The sequence below is a fragment of the Planococcus kocurii genome, from assembly GCF_001465835.2.
In the GTDB taxonomy this organism is placed as follows: domain Bacteria; phylum Bacillota; class Bacilli; order Bacillales_A; family Planococcaceae; genus Planococcus; species Planococcus kocurii.
Genome location: NZ_CP013661.2, coordinates 524,642 through 543,067 on the forward strand (window position 1 = coordinate 524,642; position 18,426 = coordinate 543,067).

Annotated in this window: 21 protein-coding genes and 1 riboswitch; of the genes, 6 read left to right on the forward strand and 15 right to left on the reverse strand. The window is 37.6% G+C overall.

All coding sequences use genetic code 11. The features are described from left to right. Window positions 1-372: 372 nt before the first annotated feature. The 4 genes from AUO94_RS02635 to AUO94_RS17525 all read right to left on the reverse strand — a co-directional run bounded on the left by AUO94_RS02635 (window position 373) and on the right by AUO94_RS17525 (window position 2,984). Window positions 373-816 (reverse strand): ASCH domain-containing protein, encoded by a 444-nt coding sequence (locus AUO94_RS02635; RefSeq protein WP_058385806.1) that lies wholly within the window; start codon window positions 814-816, stop codon window positions 373-375. Window positions 817-906: 90 nt separating this feature from the next. Beyond that, the gene (locus tag AUO94_RS02640; RefSeq protein ID WP_058385807.1) at window positions 907-1,230 is read right to left on the reverse strand and encodes a hypothetical protein; all 324 of its coding nucleotides are present in this window, start codon (window positions 1,228-1,230) and stop codon (window positions 907-909) included. Between the two features lie 64 nt (window positions 1,231-1,294). Beyond that, window positions 1,295-1,513 (reverse strand): hypothetical protein, encoded by a 219-nt coding sequence (locus tag AUO94_RS02645; RefSeq protein WP_038703437.1) that lies wholly within the window; start codon window positions 1,511-1,513, stop codon window positions 1,295-1,297. A gap of 232 nt (window positions 1,514-1,745) precedes the next feature. Further along, on the reverse strand, window positions 1,746-2,984 hold the full coding sequence (locus AUO94_RS17525; RefSeq protein WP_058385808.1) for a leucine-rich repeat domain-containing protein: 1,239 nt from the start codon (window positions 2,982-2,984) through the stop codon (window positions 1,746-1,748). A 470-nt stretch (window positions 2,985-3,454) separates the two neighbouring features. Here AUO94_RS17525 and AUO94_RS02655 point away from each other — a divergent pair, with 470 nt between their 5' ends. The 3 genes from AUO94_RS02655 to AUO94_RS02665 all read left to right on the forward strand — a co-directional run bounded on the left by AUO94_RS02655 (window position 3,455) and on the right by AUO94_RS02665 (window position 6,168). Then, window positions 3,455-4,195 carry an alpha/beta fold hydrolase gene (locus AUO94_RS02655; protein WP_058385809.1) on the forward strand — a complete coding sequence of 247 codons (741 nt, stop codon included), beginning with the start codon at window positions 3,455-3,457 and terminating at the stop codon, window positions 4,193-4,195. 653 nt (window positions 4,196-4,848) lie between these two features. Further along, the gene (locus AUO94_RS02660) at window positions 4,849-5,487 is read left to right on the forward strand and encodes a hypothetical protein (RefSeq protein WP_058385810.1); all 639 of its coding nucleotides are present in this window, start codon (window positions 4,849-4,851) and stop codon (window positions 5,485-5,487) included. 87 nt (window positions 5,488-5,574) lie between these two features. After that, window positions 5,575-6,168 (forward strand): hypothetical protein, encoded by a 594-nt coding sequence (locus tag AUO94_RS02665; protein WP_058385811.1) that lies wholly within the window; start codon window positions 5,575-5,577, stop codon window positions 6,166-6,168. A 134-nt stretch (window positions 6,169-6,302) separates the two neighbouring features. Here AUO94_RS02665 and AUO94_RS02670 read toward each other — a convergent pair whose 3' ends face one another. The 7 genes from AUO94_RS02670 to AUO94_RS02705 all read right to left on the reverse strand — a co-directional run bounded on the left by AUO94_RS02670 (window position 6,303) and on the right by AUO94_RS02705 (window position 12,092). Next, the gene (locus tag AUO94_RS02670; RefSeq protein ID WP_058385812.1) at window positions 6,303-6,653 is read right to left on the reverse strand and encodes a hypothetical protein; all 351 of its coding nucleotides are present in this window, start codon (window positions 6,651-6,653) and stop codon (window positions 6,303-6,305) included. Window positions 6,654-6,788: 135 nt separating this feature from the next. Then, entirely contained in the window at window positions 6,789-7,319 is a 531-nt protein-coding gene (locus AUO94_RS02675) for a hypothetical protein (RefSeq protein ID WP_058385813.1), read from the reverse strand. A gap of 491 nt (window positions 7,320-7,810) precedes the next feature. Continuing rightward, window positions 7,811-8,287 carry a hypothetical protein gene (locus tag AUO94_RS02685; protein ID WP_237150168.1) on the reverse strand — a complete coding sequence of 159 codons (477 nt, stop codon included), beginning with the start codon at window positions 8,285-8,287 and terminating at the stop codon, window positions 7,811-7,813. A gap of 97 nt (window positions 8,288-8,384) precedes the next feature. After that, window positions 8,385-8,549: a hypothetical protein gene (locus tag AUO94_RS02690; protein ID WP_169793155.1), complete on the reverse strand. Its 165-nt coding sequence runs from the start codon at window positions 8,547-8,549 to the stop codon at window positions 8,385-8,387. 314 nt (window positions 8,550-8,863) lie between these two features. Continuing rightward, the gene (locus AUO94_RS02695; protein WP_237150169.1) at window positions 8,864-9,946 is read right to left on the reverse strand and encodes a M14 family zinc carboxypeptidase; all 1,083 of its coding nucleotides are present in this window, start codon (window positions 9,944-9,946) and stop codon (window positions 8,864-8,866) included. Window positions 9,947-10,214: 268 nt separating this feature from the next. Beyond that, entirely contained in the window at window positions 10,215-11,252 is a 1,038-nt protein-coding gene (locus AUO94_RS02700) for an LLM class flavin-dependent oxidoreductase (RefSeq protein ID WP_058385816.1), read from the reverse strand. Between the two features lie 33 nt (window positions 11,253-11,285). Further along, window positions 11,286-12,092 carry an alpha/beta hydrolase gene (locus AUO94_RS02705; protein ID WP_058385817.1) on the reverse strand — a complete coding sequence of 269 codons (807 nt, stop codon included), beginning with the start codon at window positions 12,090-12,092 and terminating at the stop codon, window positions 11,286-11,288. A gap of 112 nt (window positions 12,093-12,204) precedes the next feature. Here AUO94_RS02705 and AUO94_RS02710 point away from each other — a divergent pair, with 112 nt between their 5' ends. After that, window positions 12,205-12,720: a gamma carbonic anhydrase gene (locus AUO94_RS02710; RefSeq protein ID WP_058385818.1), complete on the forward strand. Its 516-nt coding sequence runs from the start codon at window positions 12,205-12,207 to the stop codon at window positions 12,718-12,720. Between the two features lie 56 nt (window positions 12,721-12,776). Here the strand turns inward: AUO94_RS02710 and metK are convergent, their stop codons facing one another. After that, window positions 12,777-13,973, reverse strand: a complete 1,197-nt coding sequence (gene metK / locus AUO94_RS02715) for a methionine adenosyltransferase (RefSeq protein ID WP_058385819.1) — start codon at window positions 13,971-13,973, stop codon at window positions 12,777-12,779. Between the two features lie 201 nt (window positions 13,974-14,174). Next, window positions 14,175-14,287, reverse strand: a riboswitch (SAM riboswitch). Between the two features lie 384 nt (window positions 14,288-14,671). On the opposite strand from metK, the gene pckA reads away from it, so the two are divergent. Further along, the gene (gene pckA, locus AUO94_RS02720) at window positions 14,672-16,261 is read left to right on the forward strand and encodes a phosphoenolpyruvate carboxykinase (ATP) (protein ID WP_058385820.1); all 1,590 of its coding nucleotides are present in this window, start codon (window positions 14,672-14,674) and stop codon (window positions 16,259-16,261) included. A 42-nt stretch (window positions 16,262-16,303) separates the two neighbouring features. Here pckA and AUO94_RS02725 read toward each other — a convergent pair whose 3' ends face one another. The 3 genes from AUO94_RS02725 to AUO94_RS02735 all read right to left on the reverse strand — a co-directional run bounded on the left by AUO94_RS02725 (window position 16,304) and on the right by AUO94_RS02735 (window position 18,035). Beyond that, window positions 16,304-17,083 carry an alpha/beta hydrolase family protein gene (locus tag AUO94_RS02725; protein WP_058385821.1) on the reverse strand — a complete coding sequence of 260 codons (780 nt, stop codon included), beginning with the start codon at window positions 17,081-17,083 and terminating at the stop codon, window positions 16,304-16,306. Then, window positions 17,064-17,522 carry an RNA deprotection pyrophosphohydrolase gene (ytkD, locus tag AUO94_RS02730; RefSeq protein ID WP_058385822.1) on the reverse strand — a complete coding sequence of 153 codons (459 nt, stop codon included), beginning with the start codon at window positions 17,520-17,522 and terminating at the stop codon, window positions 17,064-17,066. The genes AUO94_RS02725 and ytkD overlap by 20 nt, the downstream gene beginning before the upstream one ends. Window positions 17,523-17,588: 66 nt before the next feature. After that, complete coding sequence (locus tag AUO94_RS02735) at window positions 17,589-18,035, reverse strand: Dps family protein (RefSeq protein WP_058385823.1); 447 nt, start codon at window positions 18,033-18,035, stop codon at window positions 17,589-17,591. A 106-nt stretch (window positions 18,036-18,141) separates the two neighbouring features. Between AUO94_RS02735 and yidD the strand changes: the two genes are divergently transcribed. Beyond that, on the forward strand, window positions 18,142-18,372 hold the full coding sequence (yidD, locus tag AUO94_RS02740; protein ID WP_058385824.1) for a membrane protein insertion efficiency factor YidD: 231 nt from the start codon (window positions 18,142-18,144) through the stop codon (window positions 18,370-18,372). Window positions 18,373-18,426: the final 54 nt, after the last annotated feature.

Consider the following 18,426-nt stretch of genomic DNA (forward strand, 5'->3'; position numbering starts at 1 on the left):
TCATGCTTTCTAGTAAAGGAGACCATAAAATGTTTAAATCTAATCTTGCGAATCAGCTGATTAAGATTATCCTGATTTGGATTATCTATTTTTTAATATTTACGAATGGCGTCTTTTCCTACCCTCAAGATATAGTCTTTATTATTTTAGCTACAATTTTTTATATTTTACTAACGACTTTTTTCCTTTGGAGAATAAAAAAACCTAGCAAAAAAGTGAGATCTGAACAAGCGTAATTTGAAAGTAATGCCGAATAGCGCTAAAGGCCAGGTAAGGGATTTCCCCTTTTCCCTGGTCTTTTTGAATGTAACTTAATTAGTATTAAGTTACATTCAAACAATCCGATATTCTCAAGCAATTACTCCAATAAATCTATAATTTATGGATGACTTCAAACCGTTCACATACTAGAAGCATGGTTTCTGAGTATGGTAAATTATGTACTTTTAGTTCGCTTTTAAAAAATTGTTCATGAGCATTCCACCAATAGGTGTAATCGCCTTCACCTTCTGCTAAGGCAAAGTCAATTGGAACTTCATTCATAGGTAAAATCGATACATCTGTCACTCTAATAATTGCAACGGGTAACTCCTTTGAATTTAATACAATGTTATATTGACCAACGTGTGGTAACGGTTCATTCTCGAATTCATACCATACGTGAGCTGAACATGTAGCTGTTTTCTTCCCTTCGACTACTAAACTAGCTAACCAATCTGCATCAGCGCCGAATTGAAATGCTTCTACTTCTTTTGTTTGGATTTGGCCTTGGCTTGTCCAGTAATCATTCCAAAATTTCAACGTTTGTTCATTCATCAATAAAACCTCGATCCTTAAATAATTTTGTCATTCAATATCGTTAAAAACGCTGTAAACGAAAGTAACTTAATTGCTATTAAGTTACTTTCAGATTTGACGTTCATTACCTATACGATCTCTTTTATTTTTAAAGAACTCCATAACAAGAATATTTATGAATGCGTTTATCGGAATGAAAAATAGTAATGTCACTATACCCATTGAATCAAATAAACCTTCTGTCTGTTTATGAAAAGTTTGAACGTCCAATTTGTAAAGATAAACCGAAGCAATTGAAAGGATAAGTGCATTTACAAAAAAGACAGCTAAAATTCTTGTCCATTTATTTGCTTTTGTTTTTATCATCCAAAGAGCTACCAGAGAAGAAACAAGTAAAGAAAATAGAATAATTCCTAGAAATACTGGATGCAAATATATCCCTCCTAGATTGATTTTATTAGGAAACGAATGTAACTTAATTCACAATAAGTTACATTCAGATTTGCTTAGATTCTTTCAAGCTTCTAAAAAGTAAACTGGATAAAATAAACGAAAGAATCACAATGGCCGGAATAATAATAATGCCTGATATTAATTGAGTTTGAGTATTTAGAGGGATATATGCATTTTCAAGCCACGCAAAAAATTTAAAAAGTAAAAAGAAAATAACAAAAGTCACTAAATAGTAAACCAGTTTTTCTGAGATTTTTTTCAATGTAGACCTCCCGTTATATTTACTGGATCGTCACACTTGTTTTGAATGTAACTTAACTGCACATAAGTTACATTCAAAACCTAGTCTTTGCCCCAATACTTTCATTTAGCTTTTGCCAATAATTTTTCATTCCTCCAGATTGTTTTGCAACTGCCGGACCAAGGACATTAGCTTTTCTTTCCTTTACTTTTGTTCTAAGTTTCAGTGGCAGAGAAAATTTGTGAAATCTTCCCTACCATTCCCGCCATTCTTCTGTAATATCTTCATCGGTCTCCAGACCAGCTTGCTGCGCATTTTCCAGTAGCAAATCACAGAGTTCCTCCCGTTCCATCGTCTCAATGAAAAAGTCATATTTTTCATTCAACGCATTTAAACGGAGGACTGTTTTCTTCACTTTTTTAATAATTTCCTTTTCGGATGGATTGTTTAGATTGGAAAGTACAACCCTATAGTCTTGGAGCACAGTTTCGGTTGCCATTATATTCTCTTCGGTAAATTGGTCATCTCCGTCATTCATCCTTATTCTCCACTCTTGAGTAGGCAACGTATGCTCTACCTGATTAGCATTTTGGAAAACCGGTTCAGTGTCTTCCGGTAGGAATTTTTCTTTAAAAGTGGGACGGTCATTGAGTCGTGGCCCCTCTATAAGCCGGTGCGAATAATGTTTTTTATTCGTGAAATAAACGTGTTCCAATTCGATACAGGGGGAGACATCTCCATCCTTGACAGTAGAGTCCCAAAACCTCATGCTGCTCAAGTGAGGAAGATGCTTAATGAATCGGATAGAAGGTATCGCTCCACAGTTATTTAAAGCTAAATGAACGAGCGACAAAGCTTTTTCGATTGGCAAAAAGTCTTCTATATTTTTCGCAGCTTCGATTTCAAGTGAAATCAAATTTTTTGATAGATGCTGGATCGCTTCGATGTCAGTCAAAGCTCTCATTCTGAATAATCCTAAGCTATTCAACTTCTTCAATCCTTGAATCCCCTCTAGGGAAGTGATATTAGAGCTGATGAGCTCGAGATCTTCAAGAGCTTTCATGTCTGAGAATTCTTTTAGATCTTTTCCTTTTGGCTTATAGCCCCAGATCTGTATTTTCTTCAAGTTGATCAAGTTGCCGATTCCTGCTGCCTTAGGCGGCAGTGTTCCGTAAATCTCTTCCAAAGTGGTCAATTGGCTAAAATCAATTGTCGAGGAAGAAACAGCATCATCAATTGATAAATCTTTAAGCGACTTCAAGTGATAGAGTCCGTTCAAATTCTTCACATTCGGACCTTGTAGCGACAAAGATTCAATGCTTGGGCATTCACTCAAGAAATCGATTTGTGCTTCTTCATAGTAATACGTAATCTGTACACTTTTGATGTGGTTTGTTTGGATGTATTGGATAGATTCTTGTACATTATGTTTGCCAATCAATACGGTGATACCATCCTCGTCATTTCTAATGCGTAGTTTACCTTTTTCCATAGGTCCTCCTTAGTTCTCTTTTCTCTCTTATCATTAGAACCAACATACTTATGTTAAATATACTTAGAACTAACTATAATAGCTAGATAAATTTGGTAATAAAAGCGTTCGTAAAAATACACCTACATGAACGAAAAAAGAAGATGCTTAGGACCAGCACCTTCTCTAGTTTGCTTTTATAGACTTCCGATAAGCTACGATATGTAAACTAGTCATAATACAACTATAATAGCTATATATTAACTTGGAAATATAAAGAAAAGATAAATTCAATGAAAGTTCGTGCTAAAATTTAAAATGTTATAATTTTACAAATACTCTATGTATATTTTAGTGAAAAGCGAAGAAAATAAGAGCTTGTCTTAATTACGAAGACTCCTGGCCTTTTCGAAGCCACATAGGACTTTGAAAATTGGAACGGAACTCTACTTAGTTAGAGTAAAATTACTTTAGATTGGAGAACTTACGTAATGAACGATTTTAAAGAATATTCTATTGATATAGGGAATCAACAACTTTATTGCGAATACACAGATGAACTTAACTCATTACCTACTATCGTTTTCGATTCTGGATACGGATGGACGAAAGATAATTGGGACATAATAAAAAACGAAATCGCCTATTTTTCAAGGGTGTTCATATATGATCGGGCTGGACTAGGAAAAAGTAAATACACAGGAGACCCCCGCCATAGTCAGAGAAACGTAGAAAATTTGCGTAGGTTGCTTAAAGAAGCAGAAATAAAACCACCTTATATTTTGGTCGGTCATTCATTTGGTGGCGTAAATGTTCGTTTATATACAGCCACTTATCCGGAAGAAGTAGCTGGACTTGTTCTCTTAGATTCCTGCCATGAAGATCAGAATAAGCTTATGGCCCCACTCTTCTCTTCCCATACGCAGGATGAGTATTTCAGTCAATTTACCGTCGAAGGAACACTGAGTGAATTTGAAGAAAGCCTAGAACAAGTCCGAAAATATAACTCACTTGGAAATATTCCTCTTATTGTAATCACAGGTGAAAACCAACCGCACCATACATCGGAATCTTGGGCTTATTGGATGATGTTCCAACAGGATTTGGCGAAATTAAGTACCAATAGTCAACACGTCATTCTAGAGAAAGCTGGACATGCTGTTCACTTAGATTCTCCAAAAGAGATTATCCATCAAATCAAAAAGATGGTTGATACCTTCCAACAGTCATAAGTTATTTAGTAGGTCCCAACAGTAAATGAATAATTTTAATAAAAGCCAATTAAAGAAACCGAAATTGAGAAGAAAAGAGCATTGCGATTCTTCTCTCTTTTAATTGTTTGAAGTATTCGTAAAATTATACTTTCCTAAACTAAAAGATAAGGAACTTAAACTTTAGCCTTTTATCTGTTGATAAGCTCCGATAAGTATACTCTTACTCATTCAAAAATACGGACATAGAGCCTTGAAATAAACCCTTTTGAATGTATTATTTTTTGTGTATTTTCAGTTTCGTTGTTTTTTGATGAAGTCAATGGAATGGCAATTCGGAATGTAACTTAATTAGTATTATGTTACATTCACTTTCATCAAAATCGGTTTTATTACAGACTCTTTTATCACGAGTAGTTGTATAAAAAAGAAATATTTATCATTATAGAAAAAATTATCGAGATATTTTTTAAGGATTATCTCCCTCAAAATTAGTTAAATAAGTCGACTAGTAGAGACTTCTACGTAAAAAAATTTTTCAATAAATACAAGCAATATTTTAATTCCAATATTTATAATTTATTACTTTTGTTAAAAAAATTACATTTATAAGTTTAAAGTGTTAATTAAAGGAAATAGTTGTAATAAGACAAAAAAATTGAGGAGGAATTATTTTGAAGAAATTCTTAGGAAGTTTTTTACTCTTGGCTTTCATGTTTACAGTCCTACTAGGTGGTCAAGTAAGCGCAGGAACGAATACTGGTACGACGGGGTCCATTGATCTAAGCGATTTAGATCTAACTGACTTAAAGCCTGGTGATGTAATTGAAGGTGATGGTTTTCAACTCAGACAGTTGTCAGACGAACAACTCGAAAAAGAGTTGGGATATAGCTTACCAGAAGAAAAGATGTCAGTTATGGCTCAACAATGTGCGACAGGTTCAACTGCATTTACTAGAGGATTGACTACTGATGGTCCCACTAGTTACAGACCTGTAGTCAATATTTACACAGAATTATGCTTAAATGATGATAATCAATATGTGATTGAAAGTATTCAATCAATCAACATTGATGCTACTGATGGTGGTGTTGTAAAAGGAGTTTCCGGAAATACGGAAGCTTCAGCTCTTAACAACGGAAAAACACTTTTTTATGTAGTCGATGGCTATTGGTACAATAATACTACTACCACAACTGGAACAACAGGCGGGTTTACTACGCCAGTTGCGTCAGCTACTTTCAACGCTTCTGATACTACTAACTACTTCGGCTATACGTATCAATCAGATAACATTATTTTATTCAATTAAAGGCAACATTGTTTAGTCCAATTTAAAGCTGTTAAGATAACTCTTAACAGCTTTTTTTATTTATTAGACGATATTGGAGGGATAGAAGTGAGAAAAAAATTTATGATTATTACTATAACTACAATTCTATTTTTGATCATAGCAGGTTGCAGTACAGAAGAAGATACTGGATCGGACGAATCACAGCAAGAAACCGTTGAACTTGAAGATCAGAATAATCAAGAAGAATACCTAGGTAAAAATCTTGATATTGGCGTACTGGGAACACCTCCGGAAATAAGTGATGAAAAAATAAACTTTAGTTCTGTGGAAATTGAAGAACTAAGTATTGAAACAGTTGAACAGTATGATGGATTTTTCATTATGGAAGACTATTTAGAGAAGGCTGCAGACGGTCCATATAGTGATATATTTGAAAAATCAGATGTCCTCTTTTTCTTTATCCAAACAGAAGCCTATTATTTCCCTTTTGTAGAGGATGAAATAAGTTACTCAGACTACTCTACTAGAATAAATGATGAAGAAATATATGCTTTAGGATATTATCCTGGGGATGAAGAAAATATTAGAACGTGGCAGTTGGATATTACAGCTCAAGATCCTAGCGAAGAAGAAAAAGAAGAAATTATAAAAGGCCTTTATTACGAAATGTTTAATATTATTAGAGATTTAGAGAAATGATCGTATTTTAAAACTCCACTTACTGTTCAAGTGGAGTTTTAATTTTGATTTTTTTTACTTCGTTTTGAATGTAACTTAATTCACAATAAGTTACATTCAATAGCCTAATAAATAAAGCTGGAATTGAACTGAACCTATTTTGCACCGTTGTTTTTCTCGTATAAATCTCTATAGCTAATTACGAGAAGACAGAACATAAATATTAAGCAATAAAAAATTCTAGCATTAAATTCATCAGTCCCAAAAGTTTTATCAAGCAAGATACTGACAGTTAAAGCTAACATGCTAACGACACTAAAAAGAATATATAATGGCTTGTGTGATGAGAAATACTCTTTCTTCAATTCAATCACTAAATAAACGACTGCGAAGATAAGTGAAACAAACCGAGTTAGAAAAAAATATTCGTATTGAAGAAAAAACGTTGCAACTAAAAAGCCGATAAATGCCAAAATAACAATTATAGAAAAAATATCTTTTTTCATCCCAAACACCTCATATTTCATTCTCGTCTACATAATATTCTTTAATACTCTAACTGATTTTGAATGTAACTTAACTGCACTTATGTTACATGCAAACGAGAGAAAACTATCTGAATTTCAGTTGATACAATCTCTTCAATAGCTATTCCAGATATCTTTGAAGTACTCGGACAATACTCCTTTTCCTTGAAACCTGTCGTCAAGAACTACTTCCAATGGTTGATACCCATTCTTCAGCTCAACCTCGCTAGAAGCTAGGGAACCTATGTAAGAATACCGATATACGGGATCTTCTGGGTTTAGTTCATGAGCACGTTTTAACATCGATTTACCTTTTTCTTCCCACTCTTCATAATCCCCGAAGTAATACGGAAAAAGAGAAATCATCCACCCGAAAATCCAGAGGAATTCTTCATGATCCTCAAAATTAGTTAATCCGAAATTCGTAACTTGAATTAATATAGTCGTTAACTCATCTAAATCTATACTTTTTATCCCTAAAGGCCCTTCTTCGACTACGAGATACCAACAAAAGAAAGCAAGGCGAATAGTCACTTTTAAGTCATTAGGATCTTCCTGCCAACTCTTTATTAAAAGCGATTTAGCTTCATCCCACTTTTCCTGACTTTCTAATACATCCACTTCCACCCATTGCCAATCCATCATAATGTTTTCCCCAATCTTGAGTAATTGTTGACCTTCTGTCAGTGGAAATTTGAATGTAACTTAATTGCTATTAAGTTACATTCAGTTTATTAGAAATCAATGAAATCTGAGTATCAAATATGGCACTTATTGATATTAATTAGTATTTTTTCTAACTCAAACAAATACCGTATTGGTGTCAAACTAGGTCACTTTGAGAGTGAAATCAAAGATAAGAAGTACCAAGATTCATTGTTCCTTTTTACTTTTTTTGGCTGCATTGGAATTGAGATAGATCGTGTATCCAACTGCTATGAACAAAAATATAATTCCATACCCAATCTCTAGATTCAGCCAATATACAGATAAAATTAACGTTATGGTGACAATGATGAGTAATTGCAGGCTTGATCGATGATGCTTATTCATTGCTTTCGACCTCATTTCTCGTTCGATTATTTATGTAAGGGAATGACCCACAAATCTCGGAAGCGAATGTAACATAATTCACATTAAGTTACATTCAAACCTTTTACTTTTCTGATTTTAATAGTTGAACAATGAATTATAACGGTTGTTTGTGAAAAAAGAAGAATTTCATGTTGGAGCTTCTTTTTACTCAGTGGAAGAATTTCATCATATCCCCATTCATCAAGCCCTCTTTTGCCTCCATCTACAATTTTATAAGGTATGTTCGAATAAACATTACGAGTAATATCATAATCCATGAAAAATTTACGGACGTTAATCCATTGGATTTCATAGAGTTCGCCATTATACTGCTCAATCAACATTTTAACCACTGTAGGGTCTTTGGTTTGACCATTTTCTTGGTTCAAAATATTAATCGAAACTACTTTGCCATCATGAAATGAATTATTTTTTAGAAAGATAGCTGTGCCTTTATTGAATCTATTTAAAAGTTTTTCTTTTTCTTCGGTATAACCTTCTAAATCCCAATGATCTTCGTCTACTAAATATTTCATCATCCAATAATTCCTCTCTCAGTTATTCATTCCTCTTGTTACTAATGTTGAATGTAACTTATCTGCACATAAGTTACATTCAATTCCTTGATATTCTATGTTATTTTGGTTCTTCTGTTTCTATGAGCTTCTTGCAGATATATCCGACAATGTATTCTCTCTTTGTTATTTCTTCAATATCCTGATTTTCTACTAACTCATCTAGTACCTGATCCAACTTTTTCCATAACTCTGTATTTTCATATTTTTCATATGGATGTGTCATTCTACTATTTACCTTAACTTTCATTTTGTATCTCTTCTCTATAATACTTATTTTACCATTCTTGATTTTTATAGATAGAGTGAATAAACTATTTCTCGTGAAAAAACCGTTCGCAAAAGTACACTTTTACGAACACTCTAAAAACAGCACAAAAACTAAAAAAAGAACGTTCGTAAACGTATCTAAACACTTTACGAACGTTCATATTTTACATATACATTTACGAACGCTTTTCTTAGTCCCATTCCTATTAGCGTCTATATTCCGTTAACACTAAAGTTAAAATAGTAATTCGTTCCTTACATATTCACATCTCACTCAGATGTACGGTTTTCTTGATAAGAAAGTGTATCCCAGAATGAGATGTCCGCATCTGCAATAGAATCATCCGCAATTGCACGAACTGTTGCATCGAGTGTCGTGATGGTTTGTTTAATTAGATAGCCATTGCTCTTTTGTCCCAGAACATACGACTCGTAAGAATGATCCGACATGCCGCGCATCTCGAATAACAGGGTAGAAATTCCATACTCGACTGCAATGCCATTTCGACTAATGGTTTCTGCATTTCCGCCTCTGTACTTGCCTAAATGGCCCCATCCTTTTGAATCGATAGCATCGAATACTACAGCTCCCAGCTGCTTGGATTTAAGAAGTACATCCGGGTCAACGTTCGGTGTTGTCGGGTACAAAATAGAACCGGATACCAGTTCTCCATCTCGCTCACTTTGAGTACCTTGATGATGCAAATCAATCATGTAATCGATATCATATTTTCTCATCACATTTTCGTGGAAGGCTTTTGTTTCAGGTTGAATTTTGGTAATGTGATCACGGTTTAAGTCGATGCCGTCCGCGTTATAGCGTGTGAGATTCCGCTCTCCTTTCGCTATGTAATCATCTAATGAAAAGTTTACATCTCCCATTGCTCCATCTGGATTGAGCATCGGCACGATTAACATATTGACGCCATCTGTTACCCCTTTCATCTTGCCTGTTCCAAGGTGTTTGATAAATTCAAGCGCGCCTTCTGTTGTCAATTGTTCGTTGCCATGTTGTTGAGTGAGAAAAAGAATGGTTGGATTTTCAGGATTTGTCACATATTTAACTAAGTACAAATCACGCCCTTTAATACTTTGACCAATTACTTCAAGTTCCATATTTTTTTGTTTGGCTTCTTGTGTTTTTAAAAAATCCGCCATTTCATCATATGTTGTTAGTATGGATGTGTTGATGGTTTCGTTGCCACCATAAGCTGGTCCATTCCCCACTGCTCCGACAACAGGCGACATAAAAGGAGAAGCGCTCAAAACCATCGCTCCGGCAATTGTTAATGTCATCATTTTTTTGCGAATCATCTTCTTGTTAGCTGTTTTCGTCACATTCATTTTCTTCATCCATTTTTCACCCCTATGATTTTTTTAGAAACGGTCTTAAGAAAAACAATTCAGCTCCATCTGTAGCCTCCGCTCCAAAGTATTTCGTCACACTAATGTTCTTCCTTCTTTATTGATTGAAATCCTTTAATTGATTTTAAAATGAACAAATGGAATCAGTATTTTTTAAATTAACAGTCTATTAGTCATATTGAACACTATAACTTTCTTCTTAGCATCAAAAAACCACTTCCTCTAGTGGAAGTGGTTAGAATATAAAATGTATTTATTATGAATCTGTGAATAAAGAAATGTCAGTTTGTCTACGTCTTTTCATTTCTTCAGCAATCAATTCAAAGGTTTTGAGTTTGTCCTTAAAATCGTACGTTGCTGAAACTAGCATGACTTCGTCTGCTTCGTATTCTGAAGCTACTGTTTCGAGTTGGTCTACAACGTGTTGCGACGTGCCCACTACCATGCGACGACGATTTTCAGCGACTAATTGCTTTTCGAATTTCGAGTATGGATAAGCACTTGCTTTTTCAGGTGGCGGTGTGCCGTTTGAGGGCATCCCTTGCGCACTCATGGATAATGATAAATCTAAAGAAGAGGCGATCCACTCTGCTAGTTCAGGTGTTTCTTGGCAGACTACAAAAATGGCAATACCGACATAAGGTTTACTGCCATCAATTGACTTAAACTGTTTTCGGTATTCTTTCGTAAAGTTTTGGCCGCCTTCTCCATTGATAAAGTGAGCAAACATATAAGGCAATCCTTTTTCAGCTGCTAGCCGTGCTGAATTTTCACTAGATCCTAAAATCCAGATGGGTGGCGTATTTACCGTAACCGGCGTTGCTTTCATGCCAAAGTATGGATGGTCTTCTGGAATAGCATCGTTTAAGTACATACAGAGCTCGTCTATTTGTTTAGGAAATAGACTACTGTCTCGCTTTTTCCCTTCATTTAATGCATAAGAAGCACGTGGCATACCACCAGGTGCTCGTCCCATTCCTGCATCGATTCTTCCAGGATATAAGGCTTCCAGCAATTTGAAGTTTTCCGCAATTTTAAAAGCAGCATAATGTGGCAGCATGACGCCACCAGAACCTAGCCGTATTGTTTGAGTCACAGCTCCTAGATGCGCAATCAGCACTTCTGGAGAAGATCCGGCTAGCGTTGTTGCATCATGATGCTCAGACACCCAAAAGCGTGTATAACCCCAATTTTCAGCTTGTTGTGCAAGAATGGCGGTATGCTTTAATGCCTCCTGCGGTGTGCTGCCTTCTGAAATTGGTGATTGGTCTAATAGGCTATACTTTAATGCCATAAAAATTCTCTCCTTTACAAAAAAACAAACAGCTTATTCTTCAACCAAGTAACCGACAGAGCGCAAAACTGTATGGATAAACGCCTGCGCTGCTAGAAAGACTTCTTCTTTTTCAGGTTCTTGGAAAATATCGTGATAGCAGAATTTCCATTCTTTGTAGCTGAATTCGTTTAGTTGTTGCTTTAGTAACCATTGACGAGCTACTTCTTTCTCAACAATCAAATCTCGCTCTGCTGTATACAAACAAGTCGGAATCTGCGGATACCTGTCAATACTTGCAGCCGTTTCTTTCATATAACTCTGCACTTCTTTATACCAACTTGCAGTAATAACCGTTTGATACCGCTTGCTTTCGGTTTCTTGACTATAGGAAAAACGATCGCGTGTCAGGTGGCGTAATTCGATGCCGTGATCCATCTTTCTGCGGCCAGTCAATTGCGCAACTCCCGGAAATGCGTTTGGCGCTTTCGGTGGCAATTTTTTTAACTGCAACCAAGGCGATGTAAAAATAACTCCGGCTACATTGAATTTCCGGTTCCCTAAGACATTCATCGCAATGGTTGCGCCCAGTCCATGGGCAATGACAAATACTGGCAACTCATTTTCTGACGACAGTCTCAGCAACTCATTTACTGCCTGTTCATAGTCATCAAACGATTCTCGGTGAACTTTGTCCGCTCCCGCATTTTTGCCATGGCCCGGTAAATCTCCTGTATATACGTCAAATCCTGCCGATCGCCATTTTTCAATTTGCCATGCATAGCGCAGGTGTTGTTCATACGCACTATGTATGAACACAACTACTGCCTTTGCTGATCCTTCAGCCTGCCATTTCCACATAATCCAACTTCCTTTCCCTGCTAATCAATTCTTGATGTTGTCTGTTAATTTGACGTTTTGATTTGATTTGTTACGATTAAGAATATCTTATCTTGTTTAAAGGAGCTTTGCTATGATTTATCCATTTAAAGACAAATTCCCTAAAATCGATCCATCTGTTTTCATTGCAGACTACGTCACAATTTCTGGTGATGTGACAATTGGCACAGACTCTTCTGTGTGGTTTAATACGGTGATTCGCGGGGATGTCTCTCCGACGATTATTGGCGATAAAGTCAACATTCAAGACCTCTGCATGCTTCATCAAAGCCCGGGTAAAACCTTGCTTCTTGAAGATGACGTGACCATTGGCCATCAAGTTACACTTCACAGTTGCAATGTTCGTAAAGGTGCTCTCGTCGGCATGGGTTCGATTATTCTTGACGGCGCTGAAATCGGAGAAGGCGCATTTATTGGTGCGGGTAGTCTCGTACCGCCTGGAAAAGTTATCCCTCCTGGCATGCTAGCACTCGGACGCCCCGCGAAAGTCGTCCGCGAACTTCGTGAAGACGATAAAGAAGATATGGAACGTATTGTTCGAGAGTATGCAGAAAAAGCAGCTTATTATAAATCACTCCAAAAAAAGTAACAATAAAAAAGGACGACCGGGCATCACTGCCTAGTCGTCCTTTTCGTTTTGTTAACTTATACGCCAGCTTGTTCTTTTAAGATCGCTGCTTTGTCTGTACGTTCCCACGGCAAATCAACATCCGTACGGCCAAAATGTCCGTAAGCTGCCGTTTGCTTGTAGATCGGGCGACGTAGATCCAACATTTTAATGATTCCAGCAGGACGCAAGTCAAAGTTTGCGCGTACCAAATCATCTAATGTGTCTTCATCAACGATGCCAGTTCCAAACGTATCAAATGCGATCGATACAGGATGTGCTACACCAATTGCATAAGCTAGTTGCACTTCGCACTTATCTGCAAGGCCAGCTGCGACAATGTTTTTTGCAACATAACGTGCCGCGTAAGCCGCTGAACGGTCAACTTTTGTCGCGTCTTTCCCTGAGAATGCGCCGCCACCGTGACGAGCATAACCACCGTACGTATCTACGATGATTTTACGTCCAGTTAAACCTGCATCTCCTTGAGGTCCACCGATAACAAAACGGCCAGTTGGATTGATAAAATATTTTGTTTCTTCATCGATCCACTTTGTTGGAACAACTTCGTTAATGACGTATTCCTTAATATTACGTTGAATTTGTTCTAACGTTACTTCTGGATGATGTTGAGTTGAGATAACAATGGTATCCACACGAAGTGGTTTGTTGTTTTCGTCATATTCAACGGTCACTTGCGTTTTGCCATCTGGACGCAAGTATGGAAGAATTTCTTCTTTGCGTACTTCAGCCAAACGACGTGCCAATTTATGTGCCAATGAAATCGGCAATGGCATTAACTCTTCTGTTTCGTTGTTTGCGTATCCAAACATTAATCCTTGGTCACCTGCACCGATATCGTCTAACTCTTTATCTGTCATTTGGCCTTCGCGTGATTCAAGCGCTACGTTTACTCCAGCAGCGATGTCCGGTGATTGCTCATCGATTGCGGTAAGAACTGCACTTGTTTCTGAGTCGAAACCATATTTAGCTCGCGTATAGCCAATTTCTCTTACTGTTTGTCGAACGACTTTCGGAATATCCACATACGTAGAAGTGGTAATTTCTCCGGCTACTAGAACGAGTCCTGTCGTAACGGTCGTTTCACACGCAACGCGTGCATTTGGATCCTCGGTTAAAATGGCATCCAAAATAGCATCTGAGATTTGATCACAAATTTTATCTGGATGTCCTTCTGTTACTGATTCTGATGTAAATAATCGACGGTTTTTCAAAAAATGTTCCTCCTTATATCCTGCGAGATTGCTCTCGAAATTGATACGGTACTCGTTTCCCATGTCAAGTCCGTTCCAGACAATCTGGATTGAACTTCAAGCCGTTTGTGGCCTTTCACACGAGGATTAAGGGCATTTCACAAAAAAATCCCTTCACTCATTCGTCATGAGGAAAGGAAGAATCATCATTAGCACCTTTCACTCTTATCATCCAAGGTCTGTGCACCTTGTGTCAGGTTGGGCACCATCACTGCAAAAGCAGCAGGTTGCCGGGTTTCATAGGGCCTGCCCCCTCCACCAGCTCGGAATAAGAGTATCCGTTCAATTTTTCATCATACGGAATTAGCAAAGCGATGTCAACAATTTTCGAAAATAAAATTACATTCTTCAAATAAAAACAATGATTTTTTGATTATGCTATTCTACCAAACTTTAGATTCCCGCAAGTAAAAAACCAAACTATTCAGTAATATCTCTGTTCACACAAAGCCATTGTACACTGTAGAAAACCGCTTTAAAAGGCATCAGTACTATTTGGAAATTATAGAAATAATTCTACGTATTGTCGGAGCTATCCTCTAATATTTTTTAATTTCCCCAGTGGATTAGTGTAGACTAATAAAGCTAATGTGTTATACTAATGAACGAATATACATCCTCCCCATTATGGGAATAACAGAAAAGGAAGGTACATATATATGACTTCAGTGAACTTTGCAAACGATTTAAAAGATCTTTTGACTGGCCAAAATGTGCATGTTCAATTATCAGTGCCACAATTAGTGGAAGCGGCAACATCCCGCAAAGAAGCAGTATTAACTCGGGAAGGTGCTGTAACAGCGGAAACAGGAAAATATACTGGCCGCTCACCGAAAGACAAATACATGGTGGAAGAAGAAAGTTCTAAAAACAAAGTCGACTGGGGCAATGTGAACCGTCCGATTTCAAGCGAAGTATTTGAAAAGCTTTACGCTAAAGTGATTAAGCACCTTAAAGACAAAGATGCGCTTTATGTATTCAAAGGATTTGCCGGAGCCGACCATGAATCACGTGTGCCCATCCAAACAATCAATGAATACGCATGGCATAATCTATTTGCTCACCAATTGTTCATCCGGCCTACAGCTGAAGAATTGCAAACACACGAAGCTGAATTCACAGTTGTGTACGCTCCGACTTTTCAAGCAGACCCTGCAGTTGATGGTACAGCTTCTGAAACATTTATCATTGTATCGATGGAGCAAGGCATTATTTTGATCGGCGGCACTGAGTACGCTGGCGAAATGAAAAAATCAATTTTCTCTATCATGAACTACTTACTTCCTGAAAAAGGAATTTTACCTATGCATTGTTCAGCAAACGTTGGTCCAGAAGGCGACGTAACTTTATTTTTCGGTTTATCCGGAACAGGTAAAACAACTTTATCAGCTGACGGTGATCGCAAACTAATCGGTGATGATGAGCACGGCTGGTCAGATAACGGCGTATTTAACATTGAAGGCGGTTGCTACGCTAAAACGATTAATTTGTCTCGTGAAAATGAACCACAAATTTACGACGCAATCCGTTTTGGTTCAGTACTTGAAAACGTAGTAGTGGACCCTGAAACACGCATTCCAAATTATAATGACGGTTCATTAACTGAAAACACACGTGCAGCATACCCAATGCAAGCAATCGACAATATTGTAGACCCTTCTGTTGCAGGACATCCGAAAACAATTGTCTTTTTGACTGCTGACGCATTTGGCGTATTGCCTCCAATCAGTAAATTAACAAAAGAACAGGCAATGTACCACTTTTTAAGCGGCTATACATCGAAACTTGCTGGAACAGAGCGCGGAATCACTTCACCTGAAGCAACATTCTCTACATGCTTCGGTTCACCTTTCTTGCCGTTGCACGCAACAGTTTACGCTGAAATGCTTGGTAAGAAAATCGACGAGCACGGCGCTCAAGTTTTCCTCGTTAACACTGGATGGACTGGTGGCGTATACGGAGTCGGTAGCCGTATGAAACTTTCTTACACACGCACAATGGTTCGCGCTGCGATCAAAGGCGAATTAAACACAGTGCCAACTGAAAAAGAAGCAGTCTTCGGTTTTGAAATTCCAACTGAAGTACCTGGAGTTCCAAGTGAAGTATTAAACCCACGCCATGCATGGTCAGACAAAGCAGCTTATGACCAAAAAGCAAATGAATTGGCGCAAGAATTCCAAGAAAACTTTAAAAAGTTCGGCACTGTCGCACCTGAAATCAGCGTGCTAGGCGGACCAACTCAAAAATAATCTTGCAAAAACCCGTTCGGATTTTATTCCGAACGGGTTTTTTTACTTTTCTTTTTCTCTCATCCACAGACAAACTGCTTTGACTGTTTTCCAATTCGCTGCAGGTGGAAAAAAGTGCGTGTAATCTGGAAAATACCATGTTTCATGCGGCTGATCCTTTAACTTTAATGCCTCTTCTAACAAATATGCTTGTCCGGGTGAGACATTGTCATCTAGTAAACCGTGAATGATCAAAACGGGCGCAGTATTTTCTTCAATCCGCAATAATGGGTTGCGCTCTTCAAATTGAGTTAAAGCGGTGTTCGGCGTTCCTCCGTAAAGTCGCTTCATCATGCGACGCATATCCGGACGTTCTTTATACGTTAATACCGTATCTGTAACACCTGCCCATGTAACAACCGACCTAATATCTTGACGCAAAATAGCTGTCCATAATGCCATAATCCCGCCTCGTGAAAATGCCAGTAAGTGGACATTTCCATTACTGAATTTTTTTAAAACATCGACAGCATGAACGGCATCCCACCTGTCCTCTCCTGCAAATTCATCACGGCCTTCACCGCCTCGATTGCCTCGATAATACGGAGCAAACACCACAAAGCCTTGTGCGGCAAATTGAGCGATTCGTGCAGGACGTACCATCCCAATCGACTGAATGCCTCCTCTTAAATACAAGATGCCACTATTGCTTCCTCTTTTTTTCGGTTCAGCTAGCATTCCTTTTACGCGTAATCCTTCTGACCAGTAAACAATTTCTGATAACCGAACGTGTGGATTCGGCGATGGATAAGGTCTCTTCGATCTAATCGTTCCATTTTTCAAGCTGCTTCACCTTTTCTATTATTTTACTCATTCCTTCATCTTTCATTAAAAAACTAAAGTGGCTAGTTGTCTTTAATTCTTTTAACAAGACGATTCCCTCTGTTTCAAGAAGGGAAATTCGGTCTATTCCTTCTACCTCTGCGACAAAAACCGTTTTGCAAAACGGTTTCTCTGAATACACCACGTATTCAGCAAACCAGTCTAAGTTTTTGATATGCGCCCCAGTTTCTTCGTAAACTTCCCTCTTGGCAGCCTCCTGTAAACTTTCCCCCACTTCTACTTTGCCACCTGGAAATTCTAACCCTCGCTCATTATGCTTGGTCAGTACCCACTTTCCGTTATCGCTACAGATTACCAATACATGTCTACTTTCAATAGAAAAGCTATTTTTTTCAAATGATAGTTCACATAAGTAGCCGTTCAAGTCTCGATAATGCATTTTTTCACCTCAATGCCATAAGAAAAGCGTACACTAAATTTCAGTGTACGCTTGTATAATTCTATCTTACTTCTTTTCGCCCAAGAATGCTGATAACATCCAAGAATGTTTTTCAAGGTTTTGATGAATGGCATTCAACATGTCTTCTGTCATGTCGTCACCATCTTCAGCTGCCAAATGCATTCCTTTTTTCAGTGATTTCATAATTTTATCGTAATCACTCACAACAGTATCTACCATTTCCTCAGCCGACTCCTTGCTATTCGCTTCTTCGATCACAGAAAGCGCTAGCTGTTCTTTCATTGTAGCGACCGGCTTTCCACCAAGCGCTAATAACCGTTCTGCAATCTCATCCATATGCAATGTCGCTTCATTGTATAATTCCTCAAATTTTACGTGCAATGTAAAAAACGAAGGGCCTTTTACATACCAATGGAAATTATGTAATTTTGTATAAGCAACAGACCATGTTGCCACCTGTACGTTTAGTTCTTGGTTTAATTCGTTTGACATTTCCGATCACACTCCATTTTTTTGATAAGTTCATATACTTTATTTATACCACTGATGCCCCTACAATAAACATATGAAGTAATTCTGCGAAAAGAGTTGAAATTTTATGAAGACGACTTTACTACGGATGTTCCGTTTTTATCAACGATTCATCTCTCCTTTATCACCCCCAAGCTGTCGATTTTATCCAACATGTTCGCATTACGGCATTGAAGCTGTCGAAAAGCATGGCGCGTTAAAAGGCGGATATCTAGCCGCGAAACGCATTTTAAGCTGCCATCCTTTCCATAAAGGGGGAATCGATTTCGTCCCTGAAGAATGGCCACCAAAAAAATAATTGGTGGTTTTTCTTGTGTTTTTATTGCGTATACTGTAATATTCAACTAGTCAT